General features: G+C 59.7%; 30 protein-coding genes. 18 read left to right on the top strand and 12 right to left on the bottom strand.

Annotated elements, in window-relative coordinates; genetic code table 11:
* Positions 1-76: 76 nt before the first annotated feature.
* Both VLA07_RS00785 and VLA07_RS00790 read right to left on the bottom strand, forming a co-directional pair.
* The gene (locus VLA07_RS00785; RefSeq protein WP_333988248.1) at positions 77-673 is read right to left on the bottom strand and encodes a tRNA-uridine aminocarboxypropyltransferase; all 597 of its coding nucleotides are present in this window, start codon (positions 671-673) and stop codon (positions 77-79) included.
* Positions 674-678: 5 nt separating this feature from the next.
* Complete coding sequence (locus VLA07_RS00790) at positions 679-1572, bottom strand: LysR family transcriptional regulator (RefSeq protein ID WP_007956593.1); 894 nt, start codon at positions 1570-1572, stop codon at positions 679-681.
* Positions 1573-1912: 340 nt separating this feature from the next.
* Between VLA07_RS00790 and speB the strand changes: the two genes are divergently transcribed.
* From speB to VLA07_RS00820, 6 genes are all read left to right on the top strand, one after another.
* On the top strand, positions 1913-2863 hold the full coding sequence (gene speB / locus VLA07_RS00795; RefSeq protein WP_003222717.1) for an agmatinase: 951 nt from the start codon (positions 1913-1915) through the stop codon (positions 2861-2863).
* 10 nt (positions 2864-2873) lie between these two features.
* Positions 2874-3296, top strand: coding sequence for a YybH family protein (locus VLA07_RS00800; protein WP_097090488.1), 423 nt, complete (start codon positions 2874-2876; stop codon positions 3294-3296).
* Between the two features lie 56 nt (positions 3297-3352).
* Positions 3353-4855 (top strand): purine-cytosine permease family protein, encoded by a 1503-nt coding sequence (locus VLA07_RS00805; protein ID WP_333988249.1) that lies wholly within the window; start codon positions 3353-3355, stop codon positions 4853-4855.
* 153 nt (positions 4856-5008) lie between these two features.
* Positions 5009-6388 (top strand): sodium:solute symporter, encoded by a 1380-nt coding sequence (locus VLA07_RS00810; protein WP_115987990.1) that lies wholly within the window; start codon positions 5009-5011, stop codon positions 6386-6388.
* Between the two features lie 84 nt (positions 6389-6472).
* Positions 6473-7198, top strand: coding sequence for an MBL fold metallo-hydrolase (locus VLA07_RS00815; protein ID WP_333988251.1), 726 nt, complete (start codon positions 6473-6475; stop codon positions 7196-7198).
* A gap of 42 nt (positions 7199-7240) precedes the next feature.
* Positions 7241-7489 carry an acyl carrier protein gene (locus VLA07_RS00820; RefSeq protein WP_247267755.1) on the top strand — a complete coding sequence of 83 codons (249 nt, stop codon included), beginning with the start codon at positions 7241-7243 and terminating at the stop codon, positions 7487-7489.
* Between the two features lie 88 nt (positions 7490-7577).
* On the opposite strand, the gene VLA07_RS00825 is transcribed toward VLA07_RS00820, so the two are convergent.
* Together VLA07_RS00825 and ptrR are read right to left on the bottom strand one after the other, a co-directional pair.
* Entirely contained in the window at positions 7578-7706 is a 129-nt protein-coding gene (locus VLA07_RS00825; RefSeq protein ID WP_003184145.1) for a PA1414 family protein, read from the bottom strand.
* A gap of 142 nt (positions 7707-7848) precedes the next feature.
* Positions 7849-8742, bottom strand: coding sequence for a putrescine utilization regulator PtrR (ptrR, locus tag VLA07_RS00830; protein ID WP_097090493.1), 894 nt, complete (start codon positions 8740-8742; stop codon positions 7849-7851).
* A 104-nt stretch (positions 8743-8846) separates the two neighbouring features.
* On the opposite strand from ptrR, the gene VLA07_RS00835 reads away from it, so the two are divergent.
* Positions 8847-10028 (top strand): MFS transporter, encoded by a 1182-nt coding sequence (locus VLA07_RS00835; protein ID WP_333988253.1) that lies wholly within the window; start codon positions 8847-8849, stop codon positions 10026-10028.
* Here VLA07_RS00835 and VLA07_RS00840 read toward each other — a convergent pair.
* The 3 genes from VLA07_RS00840 to VLA07_RS00850 all read right to left on the bottom strand — a co-directional run bounded on the left by VLA07_RS00840 (position 9973) and on the right by VLA07_RS00850 (position 12432).
* Complete coding sequence (locus VLA07_RS00840; RefSeq protein WP_333988254.1) at positions 9973-10905, bottom strand: DMT family transporter; 933 nt, start codon at positions 10903-10905, stop codon at positions 9973-9975. The genes VLA07_RS00835 and VLA07_RS00840 overlap by 56 nt on opposite strands.
* 240 nt (positions 10906-11145) lie before the next feature.
* Entirely contained in the window at positions 11146-11550 is a 405-nt protein-coding gene (locus tag VLA07_RS00845) for a DUF2177 family protein (RefSeq protein ID WP_027614567.1), read from the bottom strand.
* 45 nt (positions 11551-11595) lie between these two features.
* Positions 11596-12432: a CvfB family protein gene (locus VLA07_RS00850; RefSeq protein WP_027614566.1), complete on the bottom strand. Its 837-nt coding sequence runs from the start codon at positions 12430-12432 to the stop codon at positions 11596-11598.
* A 349-nt stretch (positions 12433-12781) separates the two neighbouring features.
* Between VLA07_RS00850 and VLA07_RS00855 the strand changes: the two genes are divergently transcribed.
* The 3 genes from VLA07_RS00855 to VLA07_RS00865 all read left to right on the top strand — a co-directional run bounded on the left by VLA07_RS00855 (position 12782) and on the right by VLA07_RS00865 (position 14836).
* Positions 12782-12970 (top strand): hypothetical protein, encoded by a 189-nt coding sequence (locus tag VLA07_RS00855; protein WP_016985943.1) that lies wholly within the window; start codon positions 12782-12784, stop codon positions 12968-12970.
* Positions 12971-13175: 205 nt separating this feature from the next.
* Positions 13176-13895 carry a TorF family putative porin gene (locus VLA07_RS00860; RefSeq protein WP_333988255.1) on the top strand — a complete coding sequence of 240 codons (720 nt, stop codon included), beginning with the start codon at positions 13176-13178 and terminating at the stop codon, positions 13893-13895.
* 71 nt (positions 13896-13966) lie between these two features.
* A complete protein-coding gene (locus VLA07_RS00865; protein ID WP_333988256.1) occupies positions 13967-14836 on the top strand; it encodes a DUF6279 family lipoprotein in 870 nt (289 codons plus the stop codon).
* A gap of 113 nt (positions 14837-14949) precedes the next feature.
* Here the strand turns inward: VLA07_RS00865 and VLA07_RS00870 are convergent, their stop codons facing one another.
* Positions 14950-15342 (bottom strand): transcriptional regulator, encoded by a 393-nt coding sequence (locus VLA07_RS00870; RefSeq protein WP_096797478.1) that lies wholly within the window; start codon positions 15340-15342, stop codon positions 14950-14952.
* Positions 15343-15517: 175 nt separating this feature from the next.
* On the opposite strand from VLA07_RS00870, the gene VLA07_RS00875 reads away from it, so the two are divergent.
* From VLA07_RS00875 to VLA07_RS00890, 4 genes are all read left to right on the top strand, one after another.
* Positions 15518-16252: a DUF899 domain-containing protein gene (locus VLA07_RS00875; RefSeq protein WP_333988257.1), complete on the top strand. Its 735-nt coding sequence runs from the start codon at positions 15518-15520 to the stop codon at positions 16250-16252.
* Between the two features lie 106 nt (positions 16253-16358).
* Positions 16359-16634 carry a hypothetical protein gene (locus VLA07_RS00880; protein ID WP_247267763.1) on the top strand — a complete coding sequence of 92 codons (276 nt, stop codon included), beginning with the start codon at positions 16359-16361 and terminating at the stop codon, positions 16632-16634.
* Positions 16635-16896: 262 nt separating this feature from the next.
* Positions 16897-17481 carry a papain-like cysteine protease family protein gene (locus tag VLA07_RS00885; protein WP_247267764.1) on the top strand — a complete coding sequence of 195 codons (585 nt, stop codon included), beginning with the start codon at positions 16897-16899 and terminating at the stop codon, positions 17479-17481.
* 12 nt (positions 17482-17493) lie between these two features.
* Positions 17494-18093 carry a hypothetical protein gene (locus tag VLA07_RS00890; protein WP_247267765.1) on the top strand — a complete coding sequence of 200 codons (600 nt, stop codon included), beginning with the start codon at positions 17494-17496 and terminating at the stop codon, positions 18091-18093.
* Between the two features lie 63 nt (positions 18094-18156).
* On the opposite strand, the gene VLA07_RS00895 is transcribed toward VLA07_RS00890, so the two are convergent.
* Positions 18157-19497: a DEAD/DEAH box helicase gene (locus VLA07_RS00895; RefSeq protein ID WP_041070247.1), complete on the bottom strand. Its 1341-nt coding sequence runs from the start codon at positions 19495-19497 to the stop codon at positions 18157-18159.
* A gap of 191 nt (positions 19498-19688) precedes the next feature.
* Between VLA07_RS00895 and VLA07_RS00900 the strand changes: the two genes are divergently transcribed.
* Positions 19689-20987 carry a mechanosensitive ion channel family protein gene (locus VLA07_RS00900; protein WP_330206439.1) on the top strand — a complete coding sequence of 433 codons (1299 nt, stop codon included), beginning with the start codon at positions 19689-19691 and terminating at the stop codon, positions 20985-20987.
* A 110-nt stretch (positions 20988-21097) separates the two neighbouring features.
* Here VLA07_RS00900 and VLA07_RS00905 read toward each other — a convergent pair whose 3' ends face one another.
* The 3 genes from VLA07_RS00905 to VLA07_RS00915 form a co-directional block, all read right to left on the bottom strand.
* Complete coding sequence (locus VLA07_RS00905; protein WP_333988258.1) at positions 21098-21964, bottom strand: carboxylate/amino acid/amine transporter; 867 nt, start codon at positions 21962-21964, stop codon at positions 21098-21100.
* A 343-nt stretch (positions 21965-22307) separates the two neighbouring features.
* The gene (locus VLA07_RS00910; RefSeq protein ID WP_096796629.1) at positions 22308-22907 is read right to left on the bottom strand and encodes an FMN-dependent NADH-azoreductase; all 600 of its coding nucleotides are present in this window, start codon (positions 22905-22907) and stop codon (positions 22308-22310) included.
* 230 nt (positions 22908-23137) lie between these two features.
* A complete protein-coding gene (locus VLA07_RS00915) occupies positions 23138-23452 on the bottom strand; it encodes a 3-phosphoglycerate kinase (RefSeq protein ID WP_202369388.1) in 315 nt (104 codons plus the stop codon).
* A gap of 49 nt (positions 23453-23501) precedes the next feature.
* Here VLA07_RS00915 and VLA07_RS00920 point away from each other — a divergent pair, with 49 nt between their 5' ends.
* The 3 genes from VLA07_RS00920 to VLA07_RS00930 are packed head-to-tail and all read left to right on the top strand — an operon-like array spanning position 23502 to position 25810.
* A complete protein-coding gene (locus VLA07_RS00920; RefSeq protein WP_027614550.1) occupies positions 23502-24425 on the top strand; it encodes a LysR family transcriptional regulator in 924 nt (307 codons plus the stop codon).
* Positions 24426-24439: 14 nt separating this feature from the next.
* Complete coding sequence (locus tag VLA07_RS00925; RefSeq protein ID WP_333988259.1) at positions 24440-25243, top strand: alpha/beta fold hydrolase; 804 nt, start codon at positions 24440-24442, stop codon at positions 25241-25243.
* A gap of 3 nt (positions 25244-25246) precedes the next feature.
* Complete coding sequence (locus VLA07_RS00930; RefSeq protein ID WP_095138580.1) at positions 25247-25810, top strand: peptidylprolyl isomerase; 564 nt, start codon at positions 25247-25249, stop codon at positions 25808-25810.
* The last annotated feature ends 82 nt before the right edge of the window (positions 25811-25892 follow it).

The raw sequence follows: 25892 nt of genomic DNA on the forward strand, positions 1-25892 counted from the left end.
AAGCCCGCTCCCACATTTGGAATGCATTCCCCTGTGGGAGCGGGCTTGCTCGCGAAGAGGCCAGCTCAGACGACGACTATCTGTCGCCATGATTACGCTGAAAAACCTCCGCCCCCATCGCCGCAATCTGCCCCTCGATCAACGCCTCAAACGGCTTCAACAACGGCGCAAACGTCGTCGGCGCTTCCAGAGTTTCCAGCGCCTGCACAATCGCCTCGATGGTCGACAACGCCCCCGGCCCCGGTGCCTTGCGCAACCGGTAGCGCGACACCCCGCCCTGCGCCAGCGTCACCCGTGGCAACGCTGCCAATAGCGGATTGAGGTGGAGCATCTTGCGCGCCTTGCGCCAGGTGCCATCCGGCACCACCAGCAACAACGCTTGATCGGATTCGCGGTAAGCCTGCAGCGGCTGCGCATCGTCAGCGGGAAACAACAACCGCGCTTGATACCCCGGCCGATTGAGCAGCGCCGGCAGATCCTCGAATATCTCACCGACAATCAACTCGGCATTGGCCAGACCCAGCGCCGCCAACCGCGCAGTATTCAACGCATGGTTAACCTCGCTCGGATGCTGCAACAGCAGAACGCGGGTGCGGCTATCGAGGCTCGGGATCAGCGGGCACAGGCAGTGGGTTTGTGGGCGCAGGCAGCGCGGGCATTGCGGTCTGGACATGGTTCTTATGCCTGATTGAGCTGTGCTTTGAGCAAATCACGGAAGGTCTGGATCAGCGGCTCGCGGCTGCGGCCACGGCGCATGATCATCGAGAATGGCGCCTGATAACCGAAGGTCGCCGGCAGCAACACGCGCAGGTCGCCCTTGTCGGCCCAGGCCTGGGCGTAGTGTTCTGGCAAGTAACCGATGTAGGCGCCGGAGAGCACCAGAATCAGTTGCGCCTCCATACTTTCCACAGTCGCCGCGCTGTGTTTGAAACCGTGCCGTGCCAGCTCGGCCTGGCTCCAGTAACCACGGCCGACCATGCGTTGCTGGGTGATGACCTGCTCGGGGATCCGCCGTTCGTTGAACAGCGGATGCCGGCTGCTGCAATACAGCCAGTGCTGCTCGCGGTACAGCGGCATGTACACCAGACCGCTCATGCGCGTGGAGAACGCGCCGATGGCCAAGTCGAGGCGATTGTCCTGCACACCGAGTTGCAGTTCGTACGGGCTCATCACCGACAGATGCAAATGCACCGCCGGGTGTTCCTGACTGTAGGCGCCAATGGCCTCGGCGAACGGCAAGGCCTTGTCGCTGACGGTGGAGTCGATCACCCCGAGGTTGAGCGTGCCGCGCAGTTCGCCCTTGAGCGCCGCGGCGTATTGCTCGAAACCTTCGAGTTCGGCGAGCAGGCGCAGGGTTTCCTGATGGAACAGCTCGCCCTTGCTGGTCAGGCTGAATCCACCGCGTCCGCGATGGCACAGCACCAGACCGAGCGCCGCTTCGAGCTGGCTCATGTAAGTGCTGATCGCCGAGGTCGACAGGTTGAGTTCCTGCTGCGCATTGGCAAAACCCTGATGGCGAACCACGCTGACGAAGATGCGCAATAGTTTCAGGTCGGGTAAAGCGTTGGCCATGTCTACTCCATCACAAGAAGCATTCGGTGCGTCCGAAGAAACACAGTTCCTGTGGGAGCGGGCTTGCTCGCGAAGGCGTCGTATCAGTTGGCATCCATGTTGCTGACACACCGCATTCGCGAGCAAGCCCGCTCCCACACAGGCGTCATGTTCACCCCGGCGAACAGCGACGAGTCTATCTCCAGCCTCAACATTAGTTTAGAAAAATCTGAACTAAGTTTTTGCCCGTAGCGATTCTTCCCCGCCACTACATTTCGCAGAATCGGCCCCACAGCGGCGTCCGAACCTGTGCTCAACGGTGCGCCGACATAAATAAAACAAAGACGATGAGGCCCTACCCGTGGACAAGATTCTTCACCAACCACTGGGCGGCAACGAAATGCCGCGCTTCGGCGGCATCGCCACCATGCTCCGACTCCCCCATGTACCGACCGCTGCCGGCCTGGACGCTGCCTTCGTTGGCGTGCCACTGGACATCGGTACTTCGCTGCGCCCCGGCACCCGCTTCGGGCCGCGCGACATCCGCACCGAATCGGTGATGATCCGCCCGTACAACATGGCCACCGGCGCCGCGCCGTTCGACTCGCTGTCGGTCGCCGACATCGGTGACGTGGCGATCAACACCTTCAACCTGCTCGACGCCGTGCGCATCATCGAAGAAGCCTACGACAACATCCTTGAGCACAACGTGATCCCGATGACCCTGGGTGGCGACCACACCATCACCCTGCCGATCCTGCGTGCCATCCATAAAAAGCACGGCAAGGTCGGACTGGTGCACATCGATGCCCACGCTGACGTCAACGATCACATGTTCGGCGAGAAGATTGCCCACGGCACGACCTTCCGTCGCGCCGTCGAAGAAGGTCTGCTGGACTGCGACCGCGTGGTGCAAATTGGTCTGCGCGCGCAGGGTTACACCGCTGACGACTTCAACTGGAGCCGCGATCAGGGCTTCCGCGTCGTACAAGCCGAAGAGTGCTGGCACAAGTCGCTGGCGCCGCTGATGGCCGAAGTGCGCGAGAAAGTCGGTGGCGGCCCGGTGTACCTGAGCTTTGACATCGACGGTATCGACCCGGCCTGGGCGCCAGGTACCGGCACCCCGGAAATCGGTGGTCTGACGACCATTCAGGCGATTGAAATCGTTCGCGGCTGTCAGGGCCTCGACCTGATCGGCTGCGATCTGGTAGAAGTCTCGCCCGCTTACGACACCACCGGCAACACCTCGCTGCTGGCCGCCAACCTGCTGTACGAAATGCTCTGCGTACTGCCTGGCGTGGTTCACCGCTGAGGGTTCGGCCATGAACGAACGTGAGCAGGTATTGCAAGCGGCTGCCGATCTGGTGTCCGCCTTCGCTCGTAACGATCGCGAGGCTTATTTCGGCGCGTTCAGCGCCGATGCAAGTTTCGTGTTTTACACCCTCGAACAGCCGCTGCTGTCGCGCGATGCCTATCAGGCGTTGTGGGACAGCTGGCGCGCCGAGGATGGCTTCGAAGTGTTGTCGTGCACTTCGAGCAACGCCTTCGTCAGCCTGCAAGGTGACGTGGCGGTGTTTATCCATGACGTGGCCACCGAGCTGCGCATGCAAGGGGAGCAACATTTCAGCCAGGAGCGCGAGACGATTGTTTTCAAGAAACAAGCGTCGAGCCTAGAACAACAAGGCCATTGGCTGGCCTGCCACGAACATTTGTCCGCAATGCCGGAAGGGCTGCCATCCCCTTAGCCAAACAGGTGACGCCTCACACACGATGAGGCGCGCCTTTATGATCGGAGCAGATCATGAATAACAACAACAACGACCAAAGCCTTACGCAAATTGAAACCCACGGGGTCGAACAGATCCCGGATCACGAACGCACCGCAGGTCCGACGGACTTGTTCCGGATGATCTTCGGTGGTTCCAATACCTTTGCCACCGCCGTGCTCGGCAGTTTCCCGGTGCTGTTCGGTCTGTCGTTTCAGGCCGGTGTCTGGGCGATTGTGCTGGGCGTGCTGCTCGGCTCGCTGATCCTCGCCCCGATGGGCCTGTTCGGCCCGCTCAACGGCACCAACAATGCCGTGTCCTCCGGGGCGCACTTCGGCGTGCACGGGCGGATTGTCGGTTCGTTCCTGTCGCTGTTGACCGCCATCGCGTTTTTCTCGCTCTCGGTGTGGAGTTCGGGCGATGCGCTGATCGGGGGTGCGAAACGCCTGATCGGTCTGCCGGAAACCGACTTGACCCTGGGCCTGGCCTACGGCTTGTTCGCGATTCTGGTGCTGACCGTGTGCATCTACGGCTTCCGCTTTCTGCTGTGGGTGAACAAGATCGCGGTATGGAGCGCCAGCCTGTTGTTCCTGCTGGGCATCTTCGCCTTCGCCGGTCCTTTCGATGTGAACTACGCCGGCACCGTGAACCTCGGTCAACCGGGCTTCTGGGCGGCGTTCATCGGCGCGGCGCTGGTCGCGATGAGCAACCCGATCTCGTTCGGTGCGTTCCTCGGCGACTGGTCGCGCTACATCCCGCGTGACACCTCCAAGCAGCGGATCATGGCCGCTGTGGTGCTGTCGCAGATCGCCACGTTCATCCCGTTCCTGTTCGGCCTGAGCACCGCGACCATCGTCGCGATCAAGGCGCCGGACTACATCGCGGCGAACAACTATGTGGGCGGCCTGCTGGCGGTATCGCCGAGCTGGTTCTTCCTGCCGGTGTGCCTGATTGCGGTGATCGGCGGCATGTCCACCGGCACCACCTCGCTGTATGGCACCGGGCTGGACATGTCCAGCGTATTCCCACGGGTGCTTTCGCGGGTCAAGGCGACGTTGCTGATCGGCGTGCTGTCGATCGCCTTCATCTTCATCGGGCGCTTTGCGGCGAACCTGGTGCAAAGCGTGTCGACCTTCGCCGTGCTGATCATCACCTGCACCACCCCGTGGATGGTGATCATGATCATCGGCCTGCTGGTGCGTCGCGGCTTCTACTGCCCGGATGACCTGCAGGTGTTCACTCGCGGCGAGCAAGGCGGACGCTACTGGTTCAATCACGGCTGGAACTGGCGTGGCCTGGGCGCATGGATCCCGAGCGCGGCGGTCGGCCTGTGCTTCGTCAACCTGCCGGGGCAGTTCGTCGGTCCGCTGGGCGAGATGGCCGGTGGTATCGACATCAGCCTGCCGGTGACCCTGGGCCTGGCCTCGGTGGTGTACCTGACGCTGCTGAGCCTGTTCCCGGAACCGCGGGAGGTGTTCGGGCCCACGGATGCACGCCGCAAAGCCGCAGAAACACCTGAACTGCGCCAGGCCGCCTGACGCAAATCCCCTGTGGGAGCGGGCTTGCTCGCGAAGACGGCGGCACATCCAACATAGATGTGACTGACCCAAAGCATTCGCGAGCAAGCCCGCTCCCACAAGGGCAAATCGAATTCAGCCTCACATAAAAAAGACAATCGGAGACACGCCATCATGGCTTTGGATTTATTCGTCGTCCTCATCTACGCCGCCGGCATGCTGTTGCTCGGCTACTACGGCATGCGCAAGGCCAAGACCAACGAGGACTTTCTGGTCGCCGGGCGTAACCTGGGCCCGAGCCTGTACATGGGCACCATGGCCGCGACCGTACTGGGTGGCGCGTCAACCGTCGGCACCGTGCGTCTGGGCTACGTGCACGGCATCTCCGGTTTCTGGCTGTGTGCGGCGCTGGGTTGCGGCATCGTCGCGCTGAACCTGTTCCTCGCCAAACCGCTGCTGAAACTGAAGATCTACACCGTTACCCAGGTGCTGGAAAAACGCTATAACCCGATGGCCCGCTCGGCGAGCGCGGCGATCATGCTGGCCTACGCGCTGATGATCGGCGTGACCTCGATCCTCGCCATCGGCACCGTGCTGCAAGTGCTGTTCGGCCTGCCGTTCTGGATCTCGGTATTGCTCGGCGGTGGCGTGGTGGTGATCTACTCGGCCATCGGCGGCATGTGGTCGCTGACCCTGACCGACATCGTCCAGTTCATCATCAAGACCGTGGGCCTGATGTTCATCCTGTTGCCGATCTGCCTGTACCGCGTCGGCGGCTGGGACGAACTGGTGCTGAAGCTGCCGGCAGCGGCGTTCAACTTCACCACCATCGGCTGGGACACGATCATCACCTACTTCATGATCTACTTCTTCGGCATCCTGATCGGTCAGGACATCTGGCAACGGGTGTTCACCGTCAAGACCGCCAAAGTCGCCCAGTACGCCGGCAGCATCGCCGGTATCTACTGCATCCTCTACGGCCTGGCCTGCGCGCTGATCGGCATGGCCGCTCACGTGCTGATCCCGGATCTGGACAACGTCAACAACGCCTTCGCCGCCATCGTCAAACTGTCGCTGCCGGACGGCATCCGTGGTCTGGTAATCGCTGCGGCTCTGGCGGCGATGATGTCCACCGCCAGCGCCGGCCTGCTGGCTGCTGCCACCACGCTGACTGAAGACCTGCTGCCGAAACTGCGCGGCGGCAAACAGTCGAGCCTGGCGATCAACCGCCTGTTCACTCTGCTCACCGGTGTCGTGGTGCTCGGCATCGCGCTGGTGGTGAATGACGTGATCAGCGCCCTGACCCTGGCCTACAACCTGCTGGTCGGCGGCATGCTGATTCCGCTGATCGGTGCGATCTTCTGGAAACGCGCAACCACCGCCGGCGCCATTGCCAGCATGGGCCTGGGTTTTGCCACCGCGCTGTTGTTCATGTTCAAGGATGGTCTGGATGCGAACACGCCGATCTACTACAGCCTGGCTGTGGGTCTGATCAGCTTTGTGGTGGTCAGCCTGGTCTCCCCTCGCCCGGCGACGGTGGCGAGTGCGATCTAAGCTTTACGTAACGACTTGATGCTTTCTTCGACGGGTGTGGCGTCGGTTGCCACACCCGTTTTTTTCGTCTGGAGAAAATGATTGATGAAGATTGTTTCTCGCAATCAGTGGTTTGAAGTTCAGAATCTGAGAGATGGCATTCGGTTGATTCACGAGCCGTACATCCGCCCGTTCTATCGCTGCAACCTCTGGCACATTCAGGGCCGCGACAAGGATCTGCTGCTCGACAGTGGCTCAGGGCTGGTCAGCCTGCGCGAGCAGTTGCCGTGGATTACCGAGCGACCGCTGGTGGCCGTCGCCAGTCACTGCCACTTCGACCACATCGCCGGGCATCACGAATTCGCCGAACGCCTGGTGCATCGCGCCGAGGCCGACATCCTCGCCGCGCCGGACGGCGAGAATGACCTGAGCCGGGCCTTCGTCGGTGACGACATGTTCGAGGCGCACCCGGACTGCCCGCTGTGCTACGCCGAATACCGGGTCAAGGCTGCGCCGGCCACCGGTTTTGTTGAGGATGGCGATGTGCTGGATCTGGGCAATCGCACCTTGCAGGTGCTGCACACGCCGGGGCATTCACCGGGCGGGATCAGCCTGTATGAAGCGGCGACCGAAACGTTGTTCAGCGGCGACATCATTTACGACGGGCCGTTGATCGAGGACGCCTACCACTCCAATCTGCAGGATTACGCGGCCAGTCTGCGGCGTTTGCAGGCGCTGCCGATCCGCACCGTGCATGGCGGGCATTTCGGCAGTTTTTCCGGCGGGCATTTACGTTCGATGATTGACGAATGGCTGCGCCGACACGCTTGAGTCCTGCTGTAATCAGTCAACACAACAACGAAACTGTCTGCCATGAGAAGAGCTGCCGTGCGTGCTGCCGTGCACCGATACATTCAGCGCCTGCTGGACTCCCGCGAATTCAACGACGACACCAGCCTGGTGCAATTAGGGCTGGAGAAGGCAGATATCGAAGATCTGATCTTTCATCTGGAAGATGAATTCGGACTGACGGCGTTTACTGCCGAAGAGGATCACATGCTCAAGACCGCGAAGACTACGAAGGACTTGAGCCGGTTTCTGCTGGAGATCGGGCGACACTGAAAGCAAAAGATCGCAGCCTTCGGCAGCTCCTACACTTTTCTCTGTAGGAGCTGCCGCAGGCTGCGATCTTTTCATCTTTAATCAGGCACTACCGCCGGCGAGGCTGACGCCGGCGCTGTTCGTCATCGGTGCGGATCGGTACGGGTTGCAGAGGCGGTTCGATCAAGCCGAGGGCAACACCCAAATCGTGCAGCCAGTTCTGAATTTTCTCTTTCATCGTCATGCCCCCTTCAGGGTAGTGCTGAGCGGCCGGAATTCTGAGGCCGCTTCGCACTGATAATAGTCCGAAGTCCTACGCAATGCTCGGCCAAATCCGCAATGATCTGTTACTGAATTGAACAGAATTACGATTGGTTGGTTCACGCCGTCTGCCGGGATTCACTCGATGCCACGGGATAGAGCGCTTGCTGCTGTTCAATCCAGGCATTGAGGTTGGCCCCGACCATGCCCTTGCGCCACATGAGCCATGTTGTCGCACTGGCAAACGGTTCGGCCAACGGGTGCACTGCAACGCTCTCGCGCCCCGGCAGACTGGCGAGCATCGACTCCGACATCAATGCCACACCGCTGCCGGCAATCACGCAGGCGAGCATGCCCTGATACGACTCGATCTCCATCGCCCGTCCCATCGCCGCCTGATAGTGAACGAACCACGCCTCCAGCCGCGCGCGGTAGGCGCAACCATGACGAAAGGTGAACACCGCCCTGCCCTCGACCTCCTTGGCGCTGCGGATCGGCGGGTGGTCGGCTTCGCTGATCAGCACCAGACGCTCGTCGCACAGCGGCACGCCGTCGATCCCGGCGAGTTGCGGCGGGCCGTCCACCAACGCCGCATCAAGACGCCCGGAGACCAGACCTTCGAGCAATTCGCCGCTGGGTCCGGACTGCACTTGCAGATTCACCGCCGGGTATTGCTTGTGATAGCGCGCCAGCAACGCCGGCAAATGGATCGCCGCGGTGCTGTACAGCGTGCCGAGGACAAAATCCCCGGCCGGCTGCCCGCCCATCACCGCTGCACTGGCCTGATCGCGCAGGGCGAACAGCTTGCCGGTGTAGTCCAGCAGGACCTTTCCCGCAGGCGATAACTGCAAACGCTGACGCTCACGAACGAAAAGTTCGACGCCCAATTGCTCTTCCAGCTGTTTGAGCCGGGTCGACAGGTTGGACGGCACTCGGTGCAGGCGTTCTGCTGCGCGGGTGATCGAACCTTCCTCGGCGACTGCCTGAAAGATCCGCAATTGGCTGAACTCCACGACCTTTCTCCATAACAGAACAAGTTACTCACTATTATTCAATTTTAAAGAAAGTCAATCGCTTCTAGCCTGACGGTCATTGCTCCTTCAAAGGAATCCCGACCATGTCGCCACTGATTCGCTTATCCGCCTGTTTCGTCGCCCTGATGATGGCCATGGGCATCGGGCGTTTCGCCCTCACCCCGCAATTGCCGCACCTGCTCAGCGAAGGCCAGGTCGACCTGACGGCCGCCGGTCTGATTGCTGCGGCCAACTACCTCGGTTACCTGCTGGGCGCGGTGGACGCGATGTTCGCCCACCGTCCGCAGCAAGTGCAGCGCCGGTTGCATGGCGGTTTGTGGCTGTGTGTGCTGCTGACCCTGGCATCGTTCTGGGCCAACGGCTTCTGGGCGCATTTGCTGCTGCGCTTCGGTACCGGGGTGGCGAGTGCCTGGGTGCTGGTGATGATTACCGCATTGAGTCAGCCGCTGGCAGCGGCGGCAGGCCGGCCACGGCTGGGGGCATTCGTATTCGCCGGTCCCGGACTGGGAATTTTTCTGACCGGGTTGCTGGCACTGTTCTCACATCTGCTGAACCAGACATCTGCCACCTTGTGGCTGATCTATGCCGCCGTGGCGCTGGTGATGTTGCTGGGGATCGTGCGGTTCCTGCCGCAACCGGGCCTGCACACACCGGTCGCCACCCTCAACGTCAACCATTCGAATCGCGGCATCCCGCGTCTGGCGGCGGTGTATGCGTTATATGGCGTGGGTTACATCATTCCGGCCACGTTTCTCTCGCAAATGGCCAACGCGCAATTTCACGGGCAATGGCAGGCCGACCTGTTCTGGCCGTGCTTCGGTCTTGGTGCGGCGATTGGCGTGCTGTTGGTGAGCCTGCGTCGCCATGATCCGAACACCACACGGCACTGGCTGACCGCCACCCTGTGGTTGCAGGCGCTCGGGGTCTTCGCCTGTCTATTGGGCAGTGGTTATGGCCTGGCGCTGGGGGTGGTATTGTGTGGCATGCCGTTCCTCGCTTGCATGCAACTGGTGATGCAACGCTCGCGAGAACTGGCGCCGCACACAACTCAGCGCAACGCCGGACTACTGACCGCATGCTTCGCCGTCGGCCAGCTCAGCGGGCCGTTGCTGGCGGCGCTGAGCAGCCATTTCAGCGGTGGTCTGCAACCGGCGCTGATCATTGCCGGCAGCGGTCTGCTGATTGCCGGCGGGCTTGCGCTGCAATCGGTCAGCGTTGGCCGAGGGCTTTGCGCAAACGCCGACGCACCCACTGTTCAGCGCTGACAAAGGTGATGCCGAGCAACACCAGCACCGCGCCGATGACGAAGTTCACGCTCAACTCTTCACCGAGCAGTACCACGCCGAACGTGACGCCGAACAACGGCGTCATGAACGAAAACACCGCCAGATTGGCCGCCAGATAGCGGCGCAGCAGCCAGAACCAGGTCAGGTAACTGAAGAACGACACCACCAGGCCCTGGAACAGTACGCTGGCCACCGCCACGCTGGTCAGGCTGACGTGGCTGATCTGGCCACTGAACAGCGCGATCAACAGCAGGCCGACGAAGCCGACGATCAGTTGATAGAACAGAGTCAACGTCACCGGTGCTTCCGACAGACGCGAGGCGCGCACCACCACGGTGGTCGCGCCCCAGCAGGCGCCGGCAATGACCCCGAACGCATCGCCCAACAGCATGCGCCGGTCGAGGTTGCCCCACGACACGCCGCCGGCGAAGGCGATGGCGATACCGACGAACGCGAGCAGAATCCCCAGCCATTGCAAAGGTCGCAGGCGTTCACTCGCCAGCAGGAAATGCACGCCGAGTGCGGTGAAAATCGGCGCGGTGTAGAGGAACACCGACATGTGCGCGGCGGTGGTCAGTTGCAGACCTTCGGCGATGAAGAAGAACTCCAGACCGAACAGCGCACCGGCCAGCAGCCCCCCACGCCAAGTGGTGCCGACCTGATCCCAGCCGCCCTTCCAGCACAGCAGCAAACCCACCAGCAACGCGGAAATCCCCGAACGCCCGGCCGCCTGCATCACCGGCGCGATGTCGGGCGCGGCCCACTTGATCATCACTTGCTGCACGCCCCAGATCAGGCAGAGGCCGATCATCACCTGCAAGGCAAACCCATCGGCATTGCGCCGCTCGACACTCACCGCAACACCTCGAACACACACAACATGGCAGCCGTCCAATGGTCAGAAATCTGTGTCGGGATTATCAATCAGTCGGACAGAAAAAACCGTCTGGAAAAGACATTTAGTTTGTCTGTTGCGGCAGCGGCGAATGGTTGTCGGCTGCGCCGCCATTCGCGAGCAAGCCCGCTCCCACAGTTAACCGCATTCCCCCTGTGGGAGCGGGCTTGCTCGCGAAGGCGTCGCCCCAGACAACAAAGATTACGGGGCTGACTTCACAAATCGCTTTGCCGCCAAAAAGCCGACCGTACACGCCACAGCCGTAGCAAACGTCCCCCAAGCCCAATCCAGCAAACTCACCTGCACCGACCACCCGCGCAATGTCGCCCAATTGGTCAGGTCATACGTGCCATACGCCACCAGCCCCAGCAGCGCGCCCATCTTTGCCGCACGTTGCCAGCTCTGTGCCGGCAAGACCACAAACAGCACACAGCCAAAAACATACAGGCAATAAAAAACCGCTGCCGGAACCAGCAGCGGTTTTTCGAGCATCAGCGAACCGAGCAGCTCGCGGTAGGTTGGCGCCATCAGCACGCCGAGCCAGATACCGTCGAGCAACAGAAACGCCAGCAGAGTGGCGATATAAGCAAGCAACGGCTTTTTCATTTACCCGACCTCAAGTGACCCCATGCAACATGGGCCCCGGAAAGCTCAGGTTAGTTCAATGCGATCGGCATGAATGACGATCTTGCCTTCCTTGTACAGCGAACCGATGGCTTTCTTGAAGTTGCCCTTGCTGACACCGAACAGACTGCTGATCAACGCCGGATCGCTCTTGTCGCTGACGGCCAGCGTGCCATTGTTTTCACGCAACTTGGCGAGGATCTTCGAGCTCAGGCTGCTGGCCGCTTCCTGACCCACCGGTTGCAGGCTGAGGCTGATCTTGCCGTCGGCGCGCACTTCCTTGATGAAGCCCTTCTCGCGCATGCCGGAACGCATGAACTTGAAGATTTCATTCTTGTGGATCAAGCCCCAGTGCTTGTTGTTGATGATCGCCTTGAAGCCCATGTCGGTGGCTTCGGCCACCAGCAGATCAACTTCCTGACCGGCGCTGTAGTTGGCCGGGGTCTTGTCAAGATAGCGATCCAGACGTGCGGTGGCGGTGATGCGGCGCGTGTGTTTGTCGAGATAGACGTGCACCACGCAATATTCACCAGCGGTCATCTGCCGCTTCTCTTCGGAATACGGCAGCAACAGATCCTTCGGCAAGCCCCAGTCGAGGAACACACCGATGCTGTTGATTTCAACAACTTTCAGGCTGGCAAATTCGCCGACCTGAACTTTTGGTTTTTCAGTGGTAGCGATAAGTTTGTCATCGCTGTCCAGATAAATAAAAACGTTGAGCCAGTCTTCATCTTCGCTGGGAATATCTTTAGGGATATAACGGTTGGGCAAAAGAATTTCGCCGTCGGCACCGCCGTCCAGATATAAACCGAAGTTAGTGTGTTTAACCACTTGCAAACTGTTGTAACGCCCGACTAAAGCCATTTTCCAAAACCCTCATTGCGTGGGCGGCATTCTACCCGGTTTTGCCGGTCTCGTTCGCTGGGCAAGCAGCCTGCCGTAGAAAATCTGCGGAAGCCTTGATTTTCCTTGGTTTGCGCAGGCGGCTTGCCATTCGTCAGGCCAGCGCGAAGCCTGCTGTGCCGTTTCACGGCGGACATTTGCGCCAATGAAGAATAAATGTTGTTATTTAAAACAGTGGCTTAGGGGGATATTTCGGATAATTAATCGAGAATAATCCACCCACGCGCTCAGTTATTCCCGGGGATATTTATCAAGCAATTGTCAAGTTATTCCTGTACGATGCCTGGCCGAGTTACTTTTCTACAGGTTAATGGCCGCCATGCGTGTAAAAGCATCCACCAGCAAAGCAAAGCCAGCTCCAGCCGTTGAAACCAGCGAATCGATCAACGATCAGATCGCAGCGTTCCTCAAGTCCGGCGGCGAAATCCAGCAAATTGCCAAAGGCGTCAGCGGCCAGACGTTCGGTCCGTCCAAGCAGATCAGCCTGGGCAAGAAGTAACACCCGGTAATACACCCGTCCTGAGACGCTTTGAGCTTCGAAGCGTCTGGACTGGCACCCGCGTTACACCCTCCTTCTGTTTAACCAAATCTTTGAAAATCGACGAACGGCCATCATTGCCGAGCATTCGCCGGTATCCTTGCACGCGTCTGGATCAAGCGTTTCAGCAGGCCAAGCCCTGCCCTCGCTGTTCATGGAGTGACGCATGCTCAAATCAACTTTCTGTTTATTGTTTGTGGGCCTTATGGCCTGCTCATCGGCGCACGCGCAAATTTTCCAGCGCGAGCTCGGCGACTTCGACCTCAAACTCGGCACCACGCCCAGCCGCAGCATGGCTCAGGGACTGGTCAAGCCGTCAGCCGTCGGCTCGTTTCACGGCGGCCTCGATCTGAGCCACGACAGCGGTTTGTATGTCGGCCAGTACGCACCGAGCATGGGCCTGACCCCGGGCAAGAACCTCGAAATCGACTCCTACATCGGCTTTAAACAACCTTTCGATCAAACCCTCGGCTACGAAGTCGGGATGATCCATTACAGCTATCCCAAAGTAGACACCCTCGACAGCCAGGAGCTGTTCGGCGGCCTGACCCTGCTCGGCAGCCGCTTCGGTGTGGCCGTCAGCAACGACCCGGACAAACAGAACAACACGCTGTTCGCCGACCTCGGCGGCAATCAGCCCTTCGGCATCGGGATCAGCATGAAATACACCACCCACCAACTGAACACGCCAGTGTCGGTGGACGGTGGTTATGTCAGCAGTTTTACCGACTGGTCGGTGAAATTTTCCCGGCCGATCATGGGCGTCGATCTCGATCTGATCTACAGCAATTCCAACCTCAGCGGCAGCGAATGTTCGGCGTACTCGGGGCACAACAGTCAGTGTGACGGGCTGGTGACGCTCAAGGCCGAGCGCGCGTTCTATTGATCGGCTGAACTGCCGGGAGCTTCCTGCGTTCACATGAGAATCAGACGTCAGGCTCTCGCAAGGATTCGCTCATGTCTCGCTGGTTCAAACACCTCGCCACCTTGCTGATCTTCACCCTCGCCCTCGGCGCCTGCAGCCGCGTCGGCCTGGCCTATCGCAATCTCGACGTGATCATTCCATGGACGCTTGGCGACTACCTGGACATGAACGGTGAGCAGAAGGACTGGTTCAACGAACGGCTCAAGGAACACCTGAACTGGCACTGCACCACGCAGCTGCCGGGCTACCTCGACTGGCTGGATCGCTTGCAGGCAATGGTCGAAAGCAATCAGGTGACCGACGCTGCGCTGCAAGCACGAACCGAGGAAGCGAAAAAAGCCATTGCCGAAACTGCACGGCAGATCACACCGTCGGCCATCGAGCTGCTGCAAGGGCTGGACGACAAGCAAGTCGCCGAGATGAACGATGCGTTTGCCAAGGATCTGCGCAAACGGGAAAAGGAATACGTCAAACCGCCACTGGCGCAGCAGATCGCCGAGCGCGGCGCGCGCATGGAAAAACGCCTGACCGATTGGCTTGGCCCGTTGAGCGCCACTCAGGAACAACGGGTGATGGCCTGGTCGACCGCGCTGGGTGATCAGAACACTCAATGGATCGCCAACCGCGCGCACTGGCAGCAGCAGTTCAGTAACGCCGTTGCCCAGCGTAAAAGTGCCGAATTCCCACAACGAATCGAGACACTTCTGGTCAACCGCGAGCGTTTATGGACAGCGGATTACCAGAAGGCCTACGCCAACACCGAAGCACAGGCGCGCTCGCTGGCAGTGGATTTGATGGCCGAAAGTACGCCGCAGCAGCGTCAGCGGTTGCTCAAGAAAATCGAAGGGGTGCGTAAAGATTTCAACGACCTCGAATGCCTCAAGGCCGCACAAAAACCTTAAGGCTATGCAAAAAACAAAGTGGGAGCGGGCTTGCTCGCGAATGCGGTGTATCAGACACGTAAAGGGTGAATGACACGCCGCATTCGCGAGCAAGCCCGCTCCCACAAAGGCTGTCAGGCAATCTGCGCTTTGGAAGCCACCTCATCAAACGTCGCTTCATCCAGCGCATCTTCCTGCTCGTCCAACACCTGCCGCGGATGATCATTGCCGGGAATGCTGCTGTCGATCAGGCTCAGCAGGCTTGATCCGCGTGGCGTCAGAATGAAATTGCTGCCGGTACTGCCCATATGATCCGGGCGCGGTTCGATAAATCCACGATCGAGCAACAAGCCTTCATATTCGCAGGCCACCGTTTTCAGGTGATCCAGATTCTCGATCGGCTCGCCTGCACTGGCTTTCTGCGCCGCATAGTCCTCGGCATATTTTCGCGGCGCGAAACTTTCGCCTGCGCTGTTCTGCACTTCATGCAGCAAGCGTTCAATCAAATCCCAGTTATAAGTCGTCATCCTGATTCAACCTCCGGTGCGCGTGATTTGGGGCGCTGTCATAGGTTGTGACCCGGACGCATCGCAGCCGTTCAGCGCCATTTTCCGCGGCGACCGACCGGCGGTCTGTCGAATTGATCGAGGGTTAAACGACTAGTCTGACAAAGACGGTTTCAACCCCGCAGGAGAAATCATCATGAACGTCGAGAATCATCCAGTGGTATCGCGCGAAGAATGGCTCGCTGCGCGCAAACAACATCTGGCCGAAGAAAAGGCCTTCACCAAGGAACGCGACCGCCTCAGCGCCAAACGCCGCGCTTTGCCCTGGGTCAAAGTCGACAAGGACTACCGATTTCACGGCTCACACGGCGAGCTGAAACTGGCCGACCTGTTCGGCAAACACAGCCAGTTGATCGTTTACCACTTCATGTTCGCCAAGGACTGGGAGGAAGGCTGTCAGGGCTGCTCGTTCCTGTCCGACCACATCGACGGCGCCAATCTGCATCTGGCCCACCACGACATCGCCATGGTCGCGGTCTCCCACGCCCCGTTCGAGCAGTTTCAGGCCTTCAAGCGGCGTATGGGCTGGAAATTCGACTGGGTCTCGTCAGACGGTTCCGATTTCAACTACGACTTTGGTGTTTGCGCCAGAACCGAGGACGCCGAAGCCGGAAAGGCTACCTACAACTACGAAAAGACTGACAGCGCCGAGGAAGAAATGCCGGGGCTGAGTGTGTTTTATCGCAATGAATCCGGGGAGATTTTCCATACCTATTCAACTTATGCCCGTGGGCTGGATATGTTAGTAGGGGCCTACAACTATCTCGACCTCACGCCCAAGGGCCGCAATGAGGACGAGATCATGGAATGGGTACGACACCACGACCGATATGAGAGAGAAACAAAATCCAGTTGCTGTCATGGCAGTTGATAAACCTGTGGGGGCAAGCCTTGCTGGCAGCCACAACTCTGAACTTTTTATGTCATCCAGCTCTCCACCGGTTAACCCGCCTTAACCGGAACGGAGGCCTGCCCCCATGAAAACCCTGCTCAAGCTCACCCTCGCCGCCGCCCTCGCCTGCGCCCTGCCCGTCTGGGCCTGCACGCCGGAAGAGGCCACCGCCAAACGTGAACAACTGGCCAAGGAAGTGGCCAAGCTCACCGAACAGAATCCGGCCAAGGCCAAGGAAATCAATGCCGAGTTGCAGAAGATGGACCTGGGCACGGCCAGCGCCGATCTGCCGGACAAGTGCCAGTTGATTGATCAGCGCTTGAAGGAACTGGACTCGGCTGAGAAAAAAGCCGACAGCTAAAAGCAAGATCAAAAGATCGCAGCCTGCGGCAGCTCCTACACCAGACCCTGTAGGAGCTGCCGAAGGCTGCGATCTTTTGATCTTAAAAATGCATTTGTGCATTTATTTTATTGCATAAATGCATATCCGGACTAAGGTTACATCGAGCAAGGAAATCGGCACCGTTCATCGCAGATGAAAACCGTTAACCACCGATCGCTCGGCAATACCGCAACACAATCACAAGCTGGACGCTTGTTTTCATTCATGGAGGACTGAAAAAATGTTAACCACTCAAGCAACATCGTTCACCGGCGAGAGCCTGCCAAGGTGCCTTGTTGGCCACCTGATCGACCCGCAACTGGTCGAGGTTGAAGCCACTGCGCAAACGGCGGCACTGGCCGCTGCCAACCTCAACTTCACGATGCAGAAACAGACCCAGACCAACTGGTGCTGGGCCGCCGTTTCCGCCTCGGTCGGCAATTATTACGGCACCGGCAACTGGACCCAGTGCGGCGTCGCCAGCACCCAACTGGACCGCAATTGCTGCAGCCAGCCGGGGCCGTGCAACGTCTACGGCTATCTGGATTCGGCCCTGCAAACCACCCGCAGCTATAACGGGATGAATCAGGGTTCGCTGCAGATGTCGGCCATTCAGAACCAGATCAACATGGGCCGCCCGGTCGGCCTGCGTTGTGCCTGGTATGGTGGCGGTGCGCACTTCCTGGCGATCTACGGCACCAACGGCAACTACGTGCTGATCGCCGACTCGATCTACGGTTACTCGACCCGCGCGCTGAACTCATTCCCCGGTTCGTACAACGGCGGCGGCAACTGGACTCACACTTACTTCACCGCGAAACACTAGGAGGGCGACATCATGCAACTGACTTATCCAAAGGCGCCTTCCAACGGCGTACAGACTTTGCGTCCGGTGCTGCAAGCCGCGCTGCAAAACCAGGGCTTCGGCATCAACCGCCAGTTCGCCAACGCGACACCGGCCAAAGTCAGCCTCAGCGAAGCCTATCGCGGCTACTCGCTGACACTCGACGACCTGAGCCAAGGCAAGGGTCTGAAAGACGCACGTATCGGCGACTGGCATTACCTGGTGTTTGCCGACGGCGTAAGCATTGCCGATGCGCAACTGGCCGAGGTGCGTGGCCATGTCGAGTTCGCTTCGCTGAACCACGGCACCCGGGCCGCCGACACCGTGGGCGCGTTGAAACTGGCGGAACAGGCGCCGCAATTGCAGGGCAAGAGCGTTGAACTGCGGGTGCTGTTTGTCTCGGCACTGCACGTCGTGGCGATCTGGCTGCACGCTGACGGTGAAGATGTACTGATCCCGATCGAGCCGACGCCGAAAGAGCTCGGGAACTCGCGGCTGTACAGCGAAGCCGCGTTGCTCGCGCAGCTCAAACCGGCGGCAGATCGCGCAAAACAGCGCTTTGACGCAGACACCAGCGGACAGTTGGGGAACTGAAAAACCCTGCGCATAAAAAAACCCGGACGCTGTCCGGGTTTTTTATTGGCCGCTTGAGACGACTTATTCAGCCGCTGGCTCTGCGGGCTTGCGACGCTTGAGCGGGGCCATGCCGTCGCTGCTCACCAGAGAATCCGGCTTTGGACGGTTGGCGCTCTTGCGCTTGGTCGGGGTCTTGGCGGCGGTTTTCTTCTTGTCGCCCTTGGCGTCGGTCTTTTTCTTCTTCACGCCGACGGCTTTGCCCGAGGCCTTGACCTTCTTCGGCCCGCCGTAGGTGCCTTTGACTTCCTTGATGGTGCGGCGCTCGAAGCTCTGCTTGAGGTAGCGCTCGATGCTCGACATCAGGTTCCAGTCGCCGTGGCAGATCAGCGAGATCGCCAGACCGTCGTTGCCTGCGCGGCCGGTACGACCGATGCGGTGCACGTATTCGTCGCCGCTGCGTGGCATGTCGAAGTTGATCACCAGATCCAGGCCATCAACGTCCAGACCACGGGCCGCGACGTCGGTGGCTACCAGAATCTTCACGCCGCCCTGCTTCAGACGGTCGATCGCCAGTTTGCGATCCTTCTGGTCTTTCTCGCCGTGCAGCACGAACGCCTTGTATTCCTGAGCCACAAGGCGGCCGTAGATGCGGTCGGCCATGGCCCGGGTGTTGGTGAAGACGATGGCCTTCTGGTAGGTCTCGTTGGCCAGCAGCCAGTTGACGATCTGTTCTTTGTGCTGGTTGTGATCGGCTGTGATGATCTGCTGACGGGTGGTCGAGTTCAGTTGGCTGACCGCGTTGAGCTGCAGGTGCTCAGGGTTGTTCAGCACCTTGGCGATCATCTCGCGCAGGCCGGAACCGCCGGTGGTGGCGGAGAACAGCATGGTCTGCTGACGGTTCGGGCATTCGTCGACCAGACGTTGCACGTCTTCAGCGAAACCCATGTCGAGCATGCGGTCGGCTTCGTCGAGCACCAGCACTTCGACTTCTTTGAGGTCGAGGTTGCCGGCGTTGAGTTGCTCGATCATCCGGCCCGGCGTACCGATGAGGATGTCCGGCACCTTGCGCAGCATCGCGGCCTGCACCTTGAAGTCTTCACCGCCGGTGATCAGGCCGGACTTGATGAAGGTGAACTGCGAGAAGCGTTCAACTTCTTTCAGGGTCTGCTGGGCCAGTTCGCGGGTCGGCAGCAGGATCAGGGTCTTGATGCTGACGCGGATCTTCGCCGGGCCGATCAGGCGATTGAGGATCGGCAGGACAAAAGCGGCGGTCTTGCCGCTACCGGTTTGCGCCGTCACCCGCAGGTCACGCCCCTGGAGCGCCAGCGGAATGGCCGCTGCTTGCACAGGCGTTGGCTCGACAAATTTCAGCTCGGCCACGGCTTTGAGCAGGCGTTCGTGCAGGGCGAATTGGGAAAACACGGGTGCTACCTCGAAGATATGCAAAAAAACAGCTGCATAGGTTACCGGTTTCGAGCGCTCAGGCCGAGTTTCTTTATACAAACGGGCGTAATCAGTGGCTTTTTTGTTGCTCGATTTGTCTCCAACGGTAATACACAGCGTCTTAAATGCTCTAATCGCCCATCGCGCCTTACAGAAGAATCGTTGCTCACATGGATTTCAAACAGCTCTGGCTCAACGCCCAAGACCTCTGGGGTGCCCTCGAAAAGCACCCATTCCTGCAATCCGGCCTGGCGCTGATGCTGCTATTGGTGATCGCGCTGGTGCTCGGACGAGTGGCACGCTATCTGATCCTGCATGCCAGCCGCATGCTCGGGCGCCAGCCGGCCTTGCACTGGATCAACGACTTTCGCCACAACAAGGTGTTTCAGCGCCTGGCGCAGATGACGCCGTCGCTGGTGATCCAGTTCGGCCTGCACCTGGTGCCGGAACTGAGCAAAACCGCGATGACCTTCCTCGGCAACGTGGCGCTGTCCTTCACCATCCTGTTCCTGCTGCTGTCGGTCAGCGCCCTGCTCAATGCGCTGCTGGACATCTACGCCCGCACCGAACACGCCCGCACCCGCTCGATCAAGGGCTATGTGCAACTGGCGAAAATGGTCTTGTACGTGTTTGGTGCGATCATCATCGTCGCCACCCTCATCGACCGTTCGCCGCTGTTGCTGCTCTCCGGTCTGGGTGCGATGTCGGCGGTGATTCTGTTGGTCTACAAGGACACGTTGCTGTCGTTCGTTGCCAGCGTGCAACTGACCAGCAACGACATGCTGCGGGTCGGCGACTGGATCGAAATGCCGCAAGTCGGCGCCGATGGCGACGTGGTCGACATCACTTTGCACACGGTCAAGGTGCAGAACTTCGACAAGACCATCGTTTCGATCCCGACCTGGCGCCTGATGTCCGAGTCGTTCCGCAACTGGCGCGGCATGCAACAGTCCGGCGGGCGACGGATCAAGCGCAGCCTGTTCATCGACGCCAGCGGCGTGCGCTTCATTCGTGACGATGAAGAAGAGAAGTTGAGCCAGGTGCACCTGCTGACCGGCTACATGGGCCGCAAGAAAGCCGAACTCAAGGCGTGGAACGAGGCGCAAGGAAACGTCGCGGCGATGTCGGCCAACCGCCGGCGCATGACCAACATCGGCACCTTCCGCGCTTATGCGCTGGCGTATTTGAAGAGTCACCCGGAGGTGCAGCCGAACATGACCTGCATGGTGCGCCAGATGCAGACCACGGCGCAGGGCATTCCACTGGAAATCTACTGCTTCACCACCACCACGGTGTGGGCCGATTACGAGCGGATTCAGGGGGATATTTTCGACTATCTGCTGGCGGTGCTGCCGGAGTTTGGCTTGAGCCTGTATCAGCAGCCGAGTGGCGGGGATTTGCGTTCGGGGTTGTTGCCGGCGGTGTTGGGGGCGGCGAGCATTCCCGAGCCGCAGAAACACCTCATGTAACGCCACCGATCAAAACTGTGGGAGCGGGCTTGCTCGCGAAGGCGTCAGGTCAGTCAACATAATCGTTGAATGACACACCGCTTTCGCGAGCAAGCCCGCTCCCACAGGGGCTATGCGGTGGCTTGAGTTTTGCGGATGCCCAACCGGCTGATCCACACCGCCGCCAGAATCACACTCCCGCCCAGCAACAACCGTCCCAGTTCCTCATGCTGATTCCAGATCAGCAGATTCAGCAGCAAGCCCACTGGCACATGCAGGTTGTTCATCACCGCCAGCGTGCCGCCGTTGACCATGCACGCGCCCTTGTTCCACCAGTACATGCCCAACGCGGTCGAGACCAATCCGAGGAACAGCAACACGCCCCATTGCAGCGGTGCTTCCGGCAGAAAGTTGGCTTTACCAAACAGCAGGAATGCCGGCAATACCACCGCCAACGCGCCGAGATAGAAGAAGCCGAAACGTCGGTAGTGCGGCAGATCACTCGGGTGTTTTGCCACCAGATGCTTGTACATCACCTGGCCTGCGGCGTAGGTGAAGTTGGCCAGTTGCAGCAGCAAAAAGCCCATGAAGAAATCCGGGTTGATCCGATCAAAACGAATCACCGCCGCACCGCACACCGCTACCAACGCGGCCACCAGCGCCCACGGATTGAAGCGGCGGTTCAGCGCATCTTCGATCAGCGTCACGTGCAGCGGCGTGAGGATCGTGAACAGCAACACCTCCGGCACCGTCAGTACACGGAAGCTCAGGTACAGGCAAACGTAGGTGATGCCGAACTGCAACGCGCCGATCAGCAGCATGCCGCGCATAAACGCCGGTTCCACCGAGCGCCAGCGGGTCAGCGGAATGAACACCAGCCCGGCCAGCACCACACGCACCAGCACTGCAAAGTAGCTGTCGACATGCCCGGCGAGGTATTCGCCGATCAGACTGAAGGAAAACGCCTGGATCAGCGTGACAAAAAGTAGATAGCCCATGGTCGCCTCTGTTTCGAATGGCGGCGACGATAGCGGTTTTTGCGCCAGACCGCGAACCTCAGGCAACACTCAACCCTGTGGGAGCGGGCTTGCTCGCGAAAGCATCGTGTCAGTCGACGAATATTTGACTGACACACCGCCTTCGCGAGCAGGCTCGCTCCCACAAGGAGTTTTGTGTTGTTCAAAAAACACAGGCAAAAAAAAGCCCGATCTCGCTAAAGCGTTCAATCGGGCTACAGCACTCAGGAGCAACAAGTGCAAAGGGAGGTTCGATGCGCGTAGAGCCTTGAAGGGGTTGCGCCAGGTCACTTAAACAAGCGGCGATTATCTGGCGATTAACATATCAAGCGACCTGGGACAGTTTGGCGTTGGCCTGATTCAGGCCCTTCTCCTGGAAGTCGCCGCCCAGGTTCATGCCTTCGGCGTGAATGAAGGTCACGTCGTGGATGCCGATGAAACCCATGACCTGACGCAGGTACGGTTCCTGATGGTCGGCCGGGCCGCCGGCGTAGATCCCGCCGCGAGCAGTGAGCACGTAGGCACGCTTGCCGCTGAGTAGGCCTTGCGGGCCGGTTTCGGTGTACTTGAAGGTCACGCCGGCACGCAGCACGTGGTCGAGCCAGGCCTTGAGGGTGCTCGGGATCGCGAAGTTGTACATCGGCGCCGCCATCACCAGTACGTCGGCAGCGAGCAGCTCGTCGGTCAATTCGTTGGAGCGCTCCAGCGACGACTGTTCGCTGGCGTTGCGCTGCTCGGCAGGCTTCATCCAGCCGCCCAGCAGGTTGGCGTCCAGGTGTGGAACGGGATTCACGGCGAGGTCACGCACGGTGATCTGATCGTTGGGATGCGCCGCTTTCCACTGACCGATGAAGGTCTGGGTCAGTTGACGGGAAACCGAATCTTGCTGGCGGGCGCTGCTTTCGATGATCAGAACGCGGGACATGGTGTGTAGTCTCCATCCGAGAATGTTGTAGGTCGATGGAGTGAAGGTTAAACAGGGTCGTATCGATGAAAAAGCGCAAATAATTGCTGCAAAGCATCGAATAATTCGTTTAGATGCAGTTTGTACCCTTGTAGGAGTGAGCCTGCTCGCGATTGCGGTGTGTCAGGTACATCAGGATTTAACTGACACACCGCAATCGCGAGCAGGCTCACTCCTACAGGGGATTGCCGTTATTTCGGGCTGCAGCTCAAATCGATGCGCAGCCTGATGATCTCGCGGGAGAACTTGGCCGTGGCATTCGTATGCTTGCGGGCCGGGATTTCGATGTTGCGCGTACGCGGTGCTTCCGGACCATTGTTGAAAACGACTTTGCAGGTCGCGTCGACATCACCGTAGTTGGCGACCCGGATGGAGCCGATGTCTTTGTCGGTGTCGAAGGTCTCGTAGTCGATCTTCAAGCCATTGAGGTTCTTCTGCACATCGATCGGGTAAGCAAACGCAGTCAGCGGCAGCAACGCGAGCACCACACAACAGAATTTTTTCATTCGCCAGTCTCCATGAGGGACGGCCAGCTTAGGACAAGAGGAGCTATTGATGAAAGCGCCCCGCGTGACCCTTGATCAATGGCGAACATTGCAGGCCGTGGTCGACCACGGTGGTTTCGCCCAGGCCGCCGAGGTTCTGCACCGTTCGCAATCGTCGGTGAGTTATACCGTCGCCCGCATGCAGGACCAGCTCGGCGTGCCGTTGCTGCGCATCGACGGGCGTAAAGCGGTGCTCACCGAAGCCGGCGGCGTACTGCTGCGCCGCTCGCGACAACTGGTGAAACAGGCCAGCCAACTGGAAGACCTCGCCCACCACATGGAGCAAGGTTGGGAAGCCGAGGTCCGGCTGGTGGTCGATGCGGCTTACCCAAGCGCACGCATCGTGCGGGCGCTGACCGCGTTCATGCCGCAGAGCCGCGGCTGCCGCGTGCGTCTGCGCGAGGAGGTGTTGTCGGGGGTCGAGGAGGTCTTGCTCGAAGGCGTGGCCGATCTGGCAATCACCGGCCTGAGCATCCCCGGCTACCTCGGCGCGGAATTGAGCGACGTCGAATTTGTCGCGGTCGCCCACCCTGATCACGCGCTGCATCGGCTCAACCGCGAACTGAGCTTCCAGGACCTGGAAACCCAGATGCAGGTGGTGATTCGCGACTCCGGCCGCCAGCAACCACGCGACGTCGGCTGGCTCGGCGCCGAACAGCGCTGGACCGTCGGCAGCCTCGCCACGGCTGCCACGTTCGTCAGCAGCGGCCTGGGCTTTGCCTGGCTGCCACGACACATGATCGAACGGGAATTGAAGGAAGGCACGCTCAAGCTGCTACCGTTGGATCAGGGCGGCAGCCGCAACCCGAGCTTCTATCTGTATTCGAACAAGGACAAACCGCTGGGCCCGGCCACACAAATCCTCATCGAACTGTTGCGCACCTTCGACACTTTGCCGCTTGACGCACCGTTCGCCGCCCCCGAGCAAGCCTGACACGGAGTTCACCGATGGCCTATTTCGAACATGAAGGTTGCAACCTGCACTACGAGGAATATGGCCACGGCACCCCGTTGCTACTGGTTCACGGACTGGGTTCGAGCACCCTGGACTGGGAAATGCAGATCCCGGCGCTGTCGGCGCACTACCGGGTGATCGTTCCGGATATACGTGGTCACGGTCGCTCGGACAAACCCCGCGAGCGCTACAGCATCGTCGGGTTCAGCGCCGATCTGCTGGCGTTGATCGAACACCTGAAACTCGGCCCGGTGCATTACGTCGGGCTGTCGATGGGCGGGATGATCGGCTTTCAGTTCGGCGTCGATCAGCCGCAAATGCTGAAAAGCCTGACCATCGTCAACAGCGCCCCCGAGGTCAAACTCCGCAGCCGCGACGATTACTGGCAGTGGTTCAAGCGCTGGAGCCTGATGCGCGTGCTGAGTCTGGCGACCATCGGCAAGGCGCTGGGCGGCAAACTTTTTCCCAAGCCTGAACAAGCTGATCTGCGGCAGAAAATGGCCGAACGCTGGGCAAAAAACGACAAACGTGCTTATCTCGCCAGCTTCGATGCGATTGTTGGCTGGGGCGTTCAGGAACGACTTTCCCGGGTGACCTGTCCAACCCTCATCGTTACTGCCGACCGTGACTACACACCGGTGGCACTAAAAGAAACCTATGTAAAACTGCTGCCCGATGCGCGGCTGGTGGTCATCGCCGATTCGCACCACGCCACCCCGCTCGATCAACCCGAACGCTTTAACCAAACGCTGCTGGAGTTCCTTGCCACAGCCGATACTCAATCTCAGGATTACTGACCCATGTTGAAAAAACTCGCCCTCGCCGCCGGCACCGTGCTGTTTGCTGCCAACCTGATGGCTGCCACGCCTGCAAAAGCACCGCACGTGCTGCTGGACACCACCAACGGCCAGATCGAAATCGAACTGGATCCGGTCAAGGCGCCAATCAGTACCAAAAACTTTCTGGATTACGTCAACAGCGGCTTTTACACCAACACCATTTTCCATCGCGTGATCCCGGGCTTCATGGCTCAGGGCGGCGGCTTCACGCCACAGATGCAGCAGAAAGAAACCAAGGCGCCGATCAAGAACGAAGCCAGCAATGGCTTGCATAACGTTCGCGGCACCTTGTCGATGGCGCGCACCTCCAACCCTGATTCGGCCACCAGCCAGTTCTTCATCAACGTGGCCGACAACGCCTTCCTCGATCCGGGCCGTGACGCCGGTTACGCGGTATTCGCCAAAGTGGTCAAAGGCATGGACGTGGTCGACATCATCGTCAACTCGCAGACCACCACCAAACAGGGCATGCAAAACGTGCCTGTCGACCCTGTGATCATCAAGTCGGCCAAAGTCATCGACTAAGCTGTACAGGGCATTTCGAGCGGCGCTGGCCTGAAGCCACGCCGCTCACACCGATAAAAGGAGAGCCCGGCATCCGGGCGGT

The organism is Pseudomonas sp. S3(2024), assembly GCF_036861315.1.
In the GTDB taxonomy this organism is placed as follows: domain Bacteria; phylum Pseudomonadota; class Gammaproteobacteria; order Pseudomonadales; family Pseudomonadaceae; genus Aquipseudomonas; species Aquipseudomonas putida_A.

Excerpts from the sequence above, each read along its gene's own strand:
- VLA07_RS00825 (WP_003184145.1), bottom strand. The coding sequence starts at position 7,706 with ATGAAAGAGAAAATTCAGAACTGGCTGCACGATTTGGGTGTTGCCCTC.
- VLA07_RS00835 (WP_333988253.1), top strand. The coding sequence starts at position 8,847 with ATGTCGCCACTGATTCGCTTATCCGCCTGTTTCGTCGCCCTGATGATG.
- VLA07_RS00850 (WP_027614566.1), bottom strand. The coding sequence starts at position 12,432 with ATGGCTTTAGTCGGGCGTTACAACAGTTTGCAAGTGGTTAAACACACT.
- VLA07_RS00815 (WP_333988251.1), top strand. The coding sequence starts at position 6,473 with ATGAAGATTGTTTCTCGCAATCAGTGGTTTGAAGTTCAGAATCTGAGA.
- VLA07_RS00885 (WP_247267764.1), top strand. The coding sequence starts at position 16,897 with ATGTTAACCACTCAAGCAACATCGTTCACCGGCGAGAGCCTGCCAAGG.
- VLA07_RS00800 (WP_097090488.1), top strand. The coding sequence starts at position 2,874 with ATGAACGAACGTGAGCAGGTATTGCAAGCGGCTGCCGATCTGGTGTCC.
- VLA07_RS00930 (WP_095138580.1), top strand. The coding sequence starts at position 25,247 with ATGTTGAAAAAACTCGCCCTCGCCGCCGGCACCGTGCTGTTTGCTGCC.
- VLA07_RS00910 (WP_096796629.1), bottom strand. The coding sequence starts at position 22,907 with ATGTCCCGCGTTCTGATCATCGAAAGCAGCGCCCGCCAGCAAGATTCG.
- VLA07_RS00805 (WP_333988249.1), top strand. The coding sequence starts at position 3,353 with ATGAATAACAACAACAACGACCAAAGCCTTACGCAAATTGAAACCCAC.
- VLA07_RS00870 (WP_096797478.1), bottom strand. The coding sequence starts at position 15,342 with ATGACGACTTATAACTGGGATTTGATTGAACGCTTGCTGCATGAAGTG.
- VLA07_RS00900 (WP_330206439.1), top strand. The coding sequence starts at position 19,689 with ATGGATTTCAAACAGCTCTGGCTCAACGCCCAAGACCTCTGGGGTGCC.
- VLA07_RS00865 (WP_333988256.1), top strand. The coding sequence starts at position 13,967 with ATGTCTCGCTGGTTCAAACACCTCGCCACCTTGCTGATCTTCACCCTC.
- VLA07_RS00860 (WP_333988255.1), top strand. The coding sequence starts at position 13,176 with ATGCTCAAATCAACTTTCTGTTTATTGTTTGTGGGCCTTATGGCCTGC.
- VLA07_RS00785 (WP_333988248.1), bottom strand. The coding sequence starts at position 673 with ATGTCCAGACCGCAATGCCCGCGCTGCCTGCGCCCACAAACCCACTGC.
- VLA07_RS00880 (WP_247267763.1), top strand. The coding sequence starts at position 16,359 with ATGAAAACCCTGCTCAAGCTCACCCTCGCCGCCGCCCTCGCCTGCGCC.
- VLA07_RS00855 (WP_016985943.1), top strand. The coding sequence starts at position 12,782 with ATGGCCGCCATGCGTGTAAAAGCATCCACCAGCAAAGCAAAGCCAGCT.
- VLA07_RS00920 (WP_027614550.1), top strand. The coding sequence starts at position 23,502 with ATGAAAGCGCCCCGCGTGACCCTTGATCAATGGCGAACATTGCAGGCC.
- VLA07_RS00875 (WP_333988257.1), top strand. The coding sequence starts at position 15,518 with ATGAACGTCGAGAATCATCCAGTGGTATCGCGCGAAGAATGGCTCGCT.
- VLA07_RS00820 (WP_247267755.1), top strand. The coding sequence starts at position 7,241 with ATGAGAAGAGCTGCCGTGCGTGCTGCCGTGCACCGATACATTCAGCGC.
- VLA07_RS00790 (WP_007956593.1), bottom strand. The coding sequence starts at position 1,572 with ATGGCCAACGCTTTACCCGACCTGAAACTATTGCGCATCTTCGTCAGC.
- VLA07_RS00925 (WP_333988259.1), top strand. The coding sequence starts at position 24,440 with ATGGCCTATTTCGAACATGAAGGTTGCAACCTGCACTACGAGGAATAT.
- VLA07_RS00905 (WP_333988258.1), bottom strand. The coding sequence starts at position 21,964 with ATGGGCTATCTACTTTTTGTCACGCTGATCCAGGCGTTTTCCTTCAGT.
- VLA07_RS00845 (WP_027614567.1), bottom strand. The coding sequence starts at position 11,550 with ATGAAAAAGCCGTTGCTTGCTTATATCGCCACTCTGCTGGCGTTTCTG.
- VLA07_RS00915 (WP_202369388.1), bottom strand. The coding sequence starts at position 23,452 with ATGAAAAAATTCTGTTGTGTGGTGCTCGCGTTGCTGCCGCTGACTGCG.
- VLA07_RS00810 (WP_115987990.1), top strand. The coding sequence starts at position 5,009 with ATGGCTTTGGATTTATTCGTCGTCCTCATCTACGCCGCCGGCATGCTG.
- VLA07_RS00890 (WP_247267765.1), top strand. The coding sequence starts at position 17,494 with ATGCAACTGACTTATCCAAAGGCGCCTTCCAACGGCGTACAGACTTTG.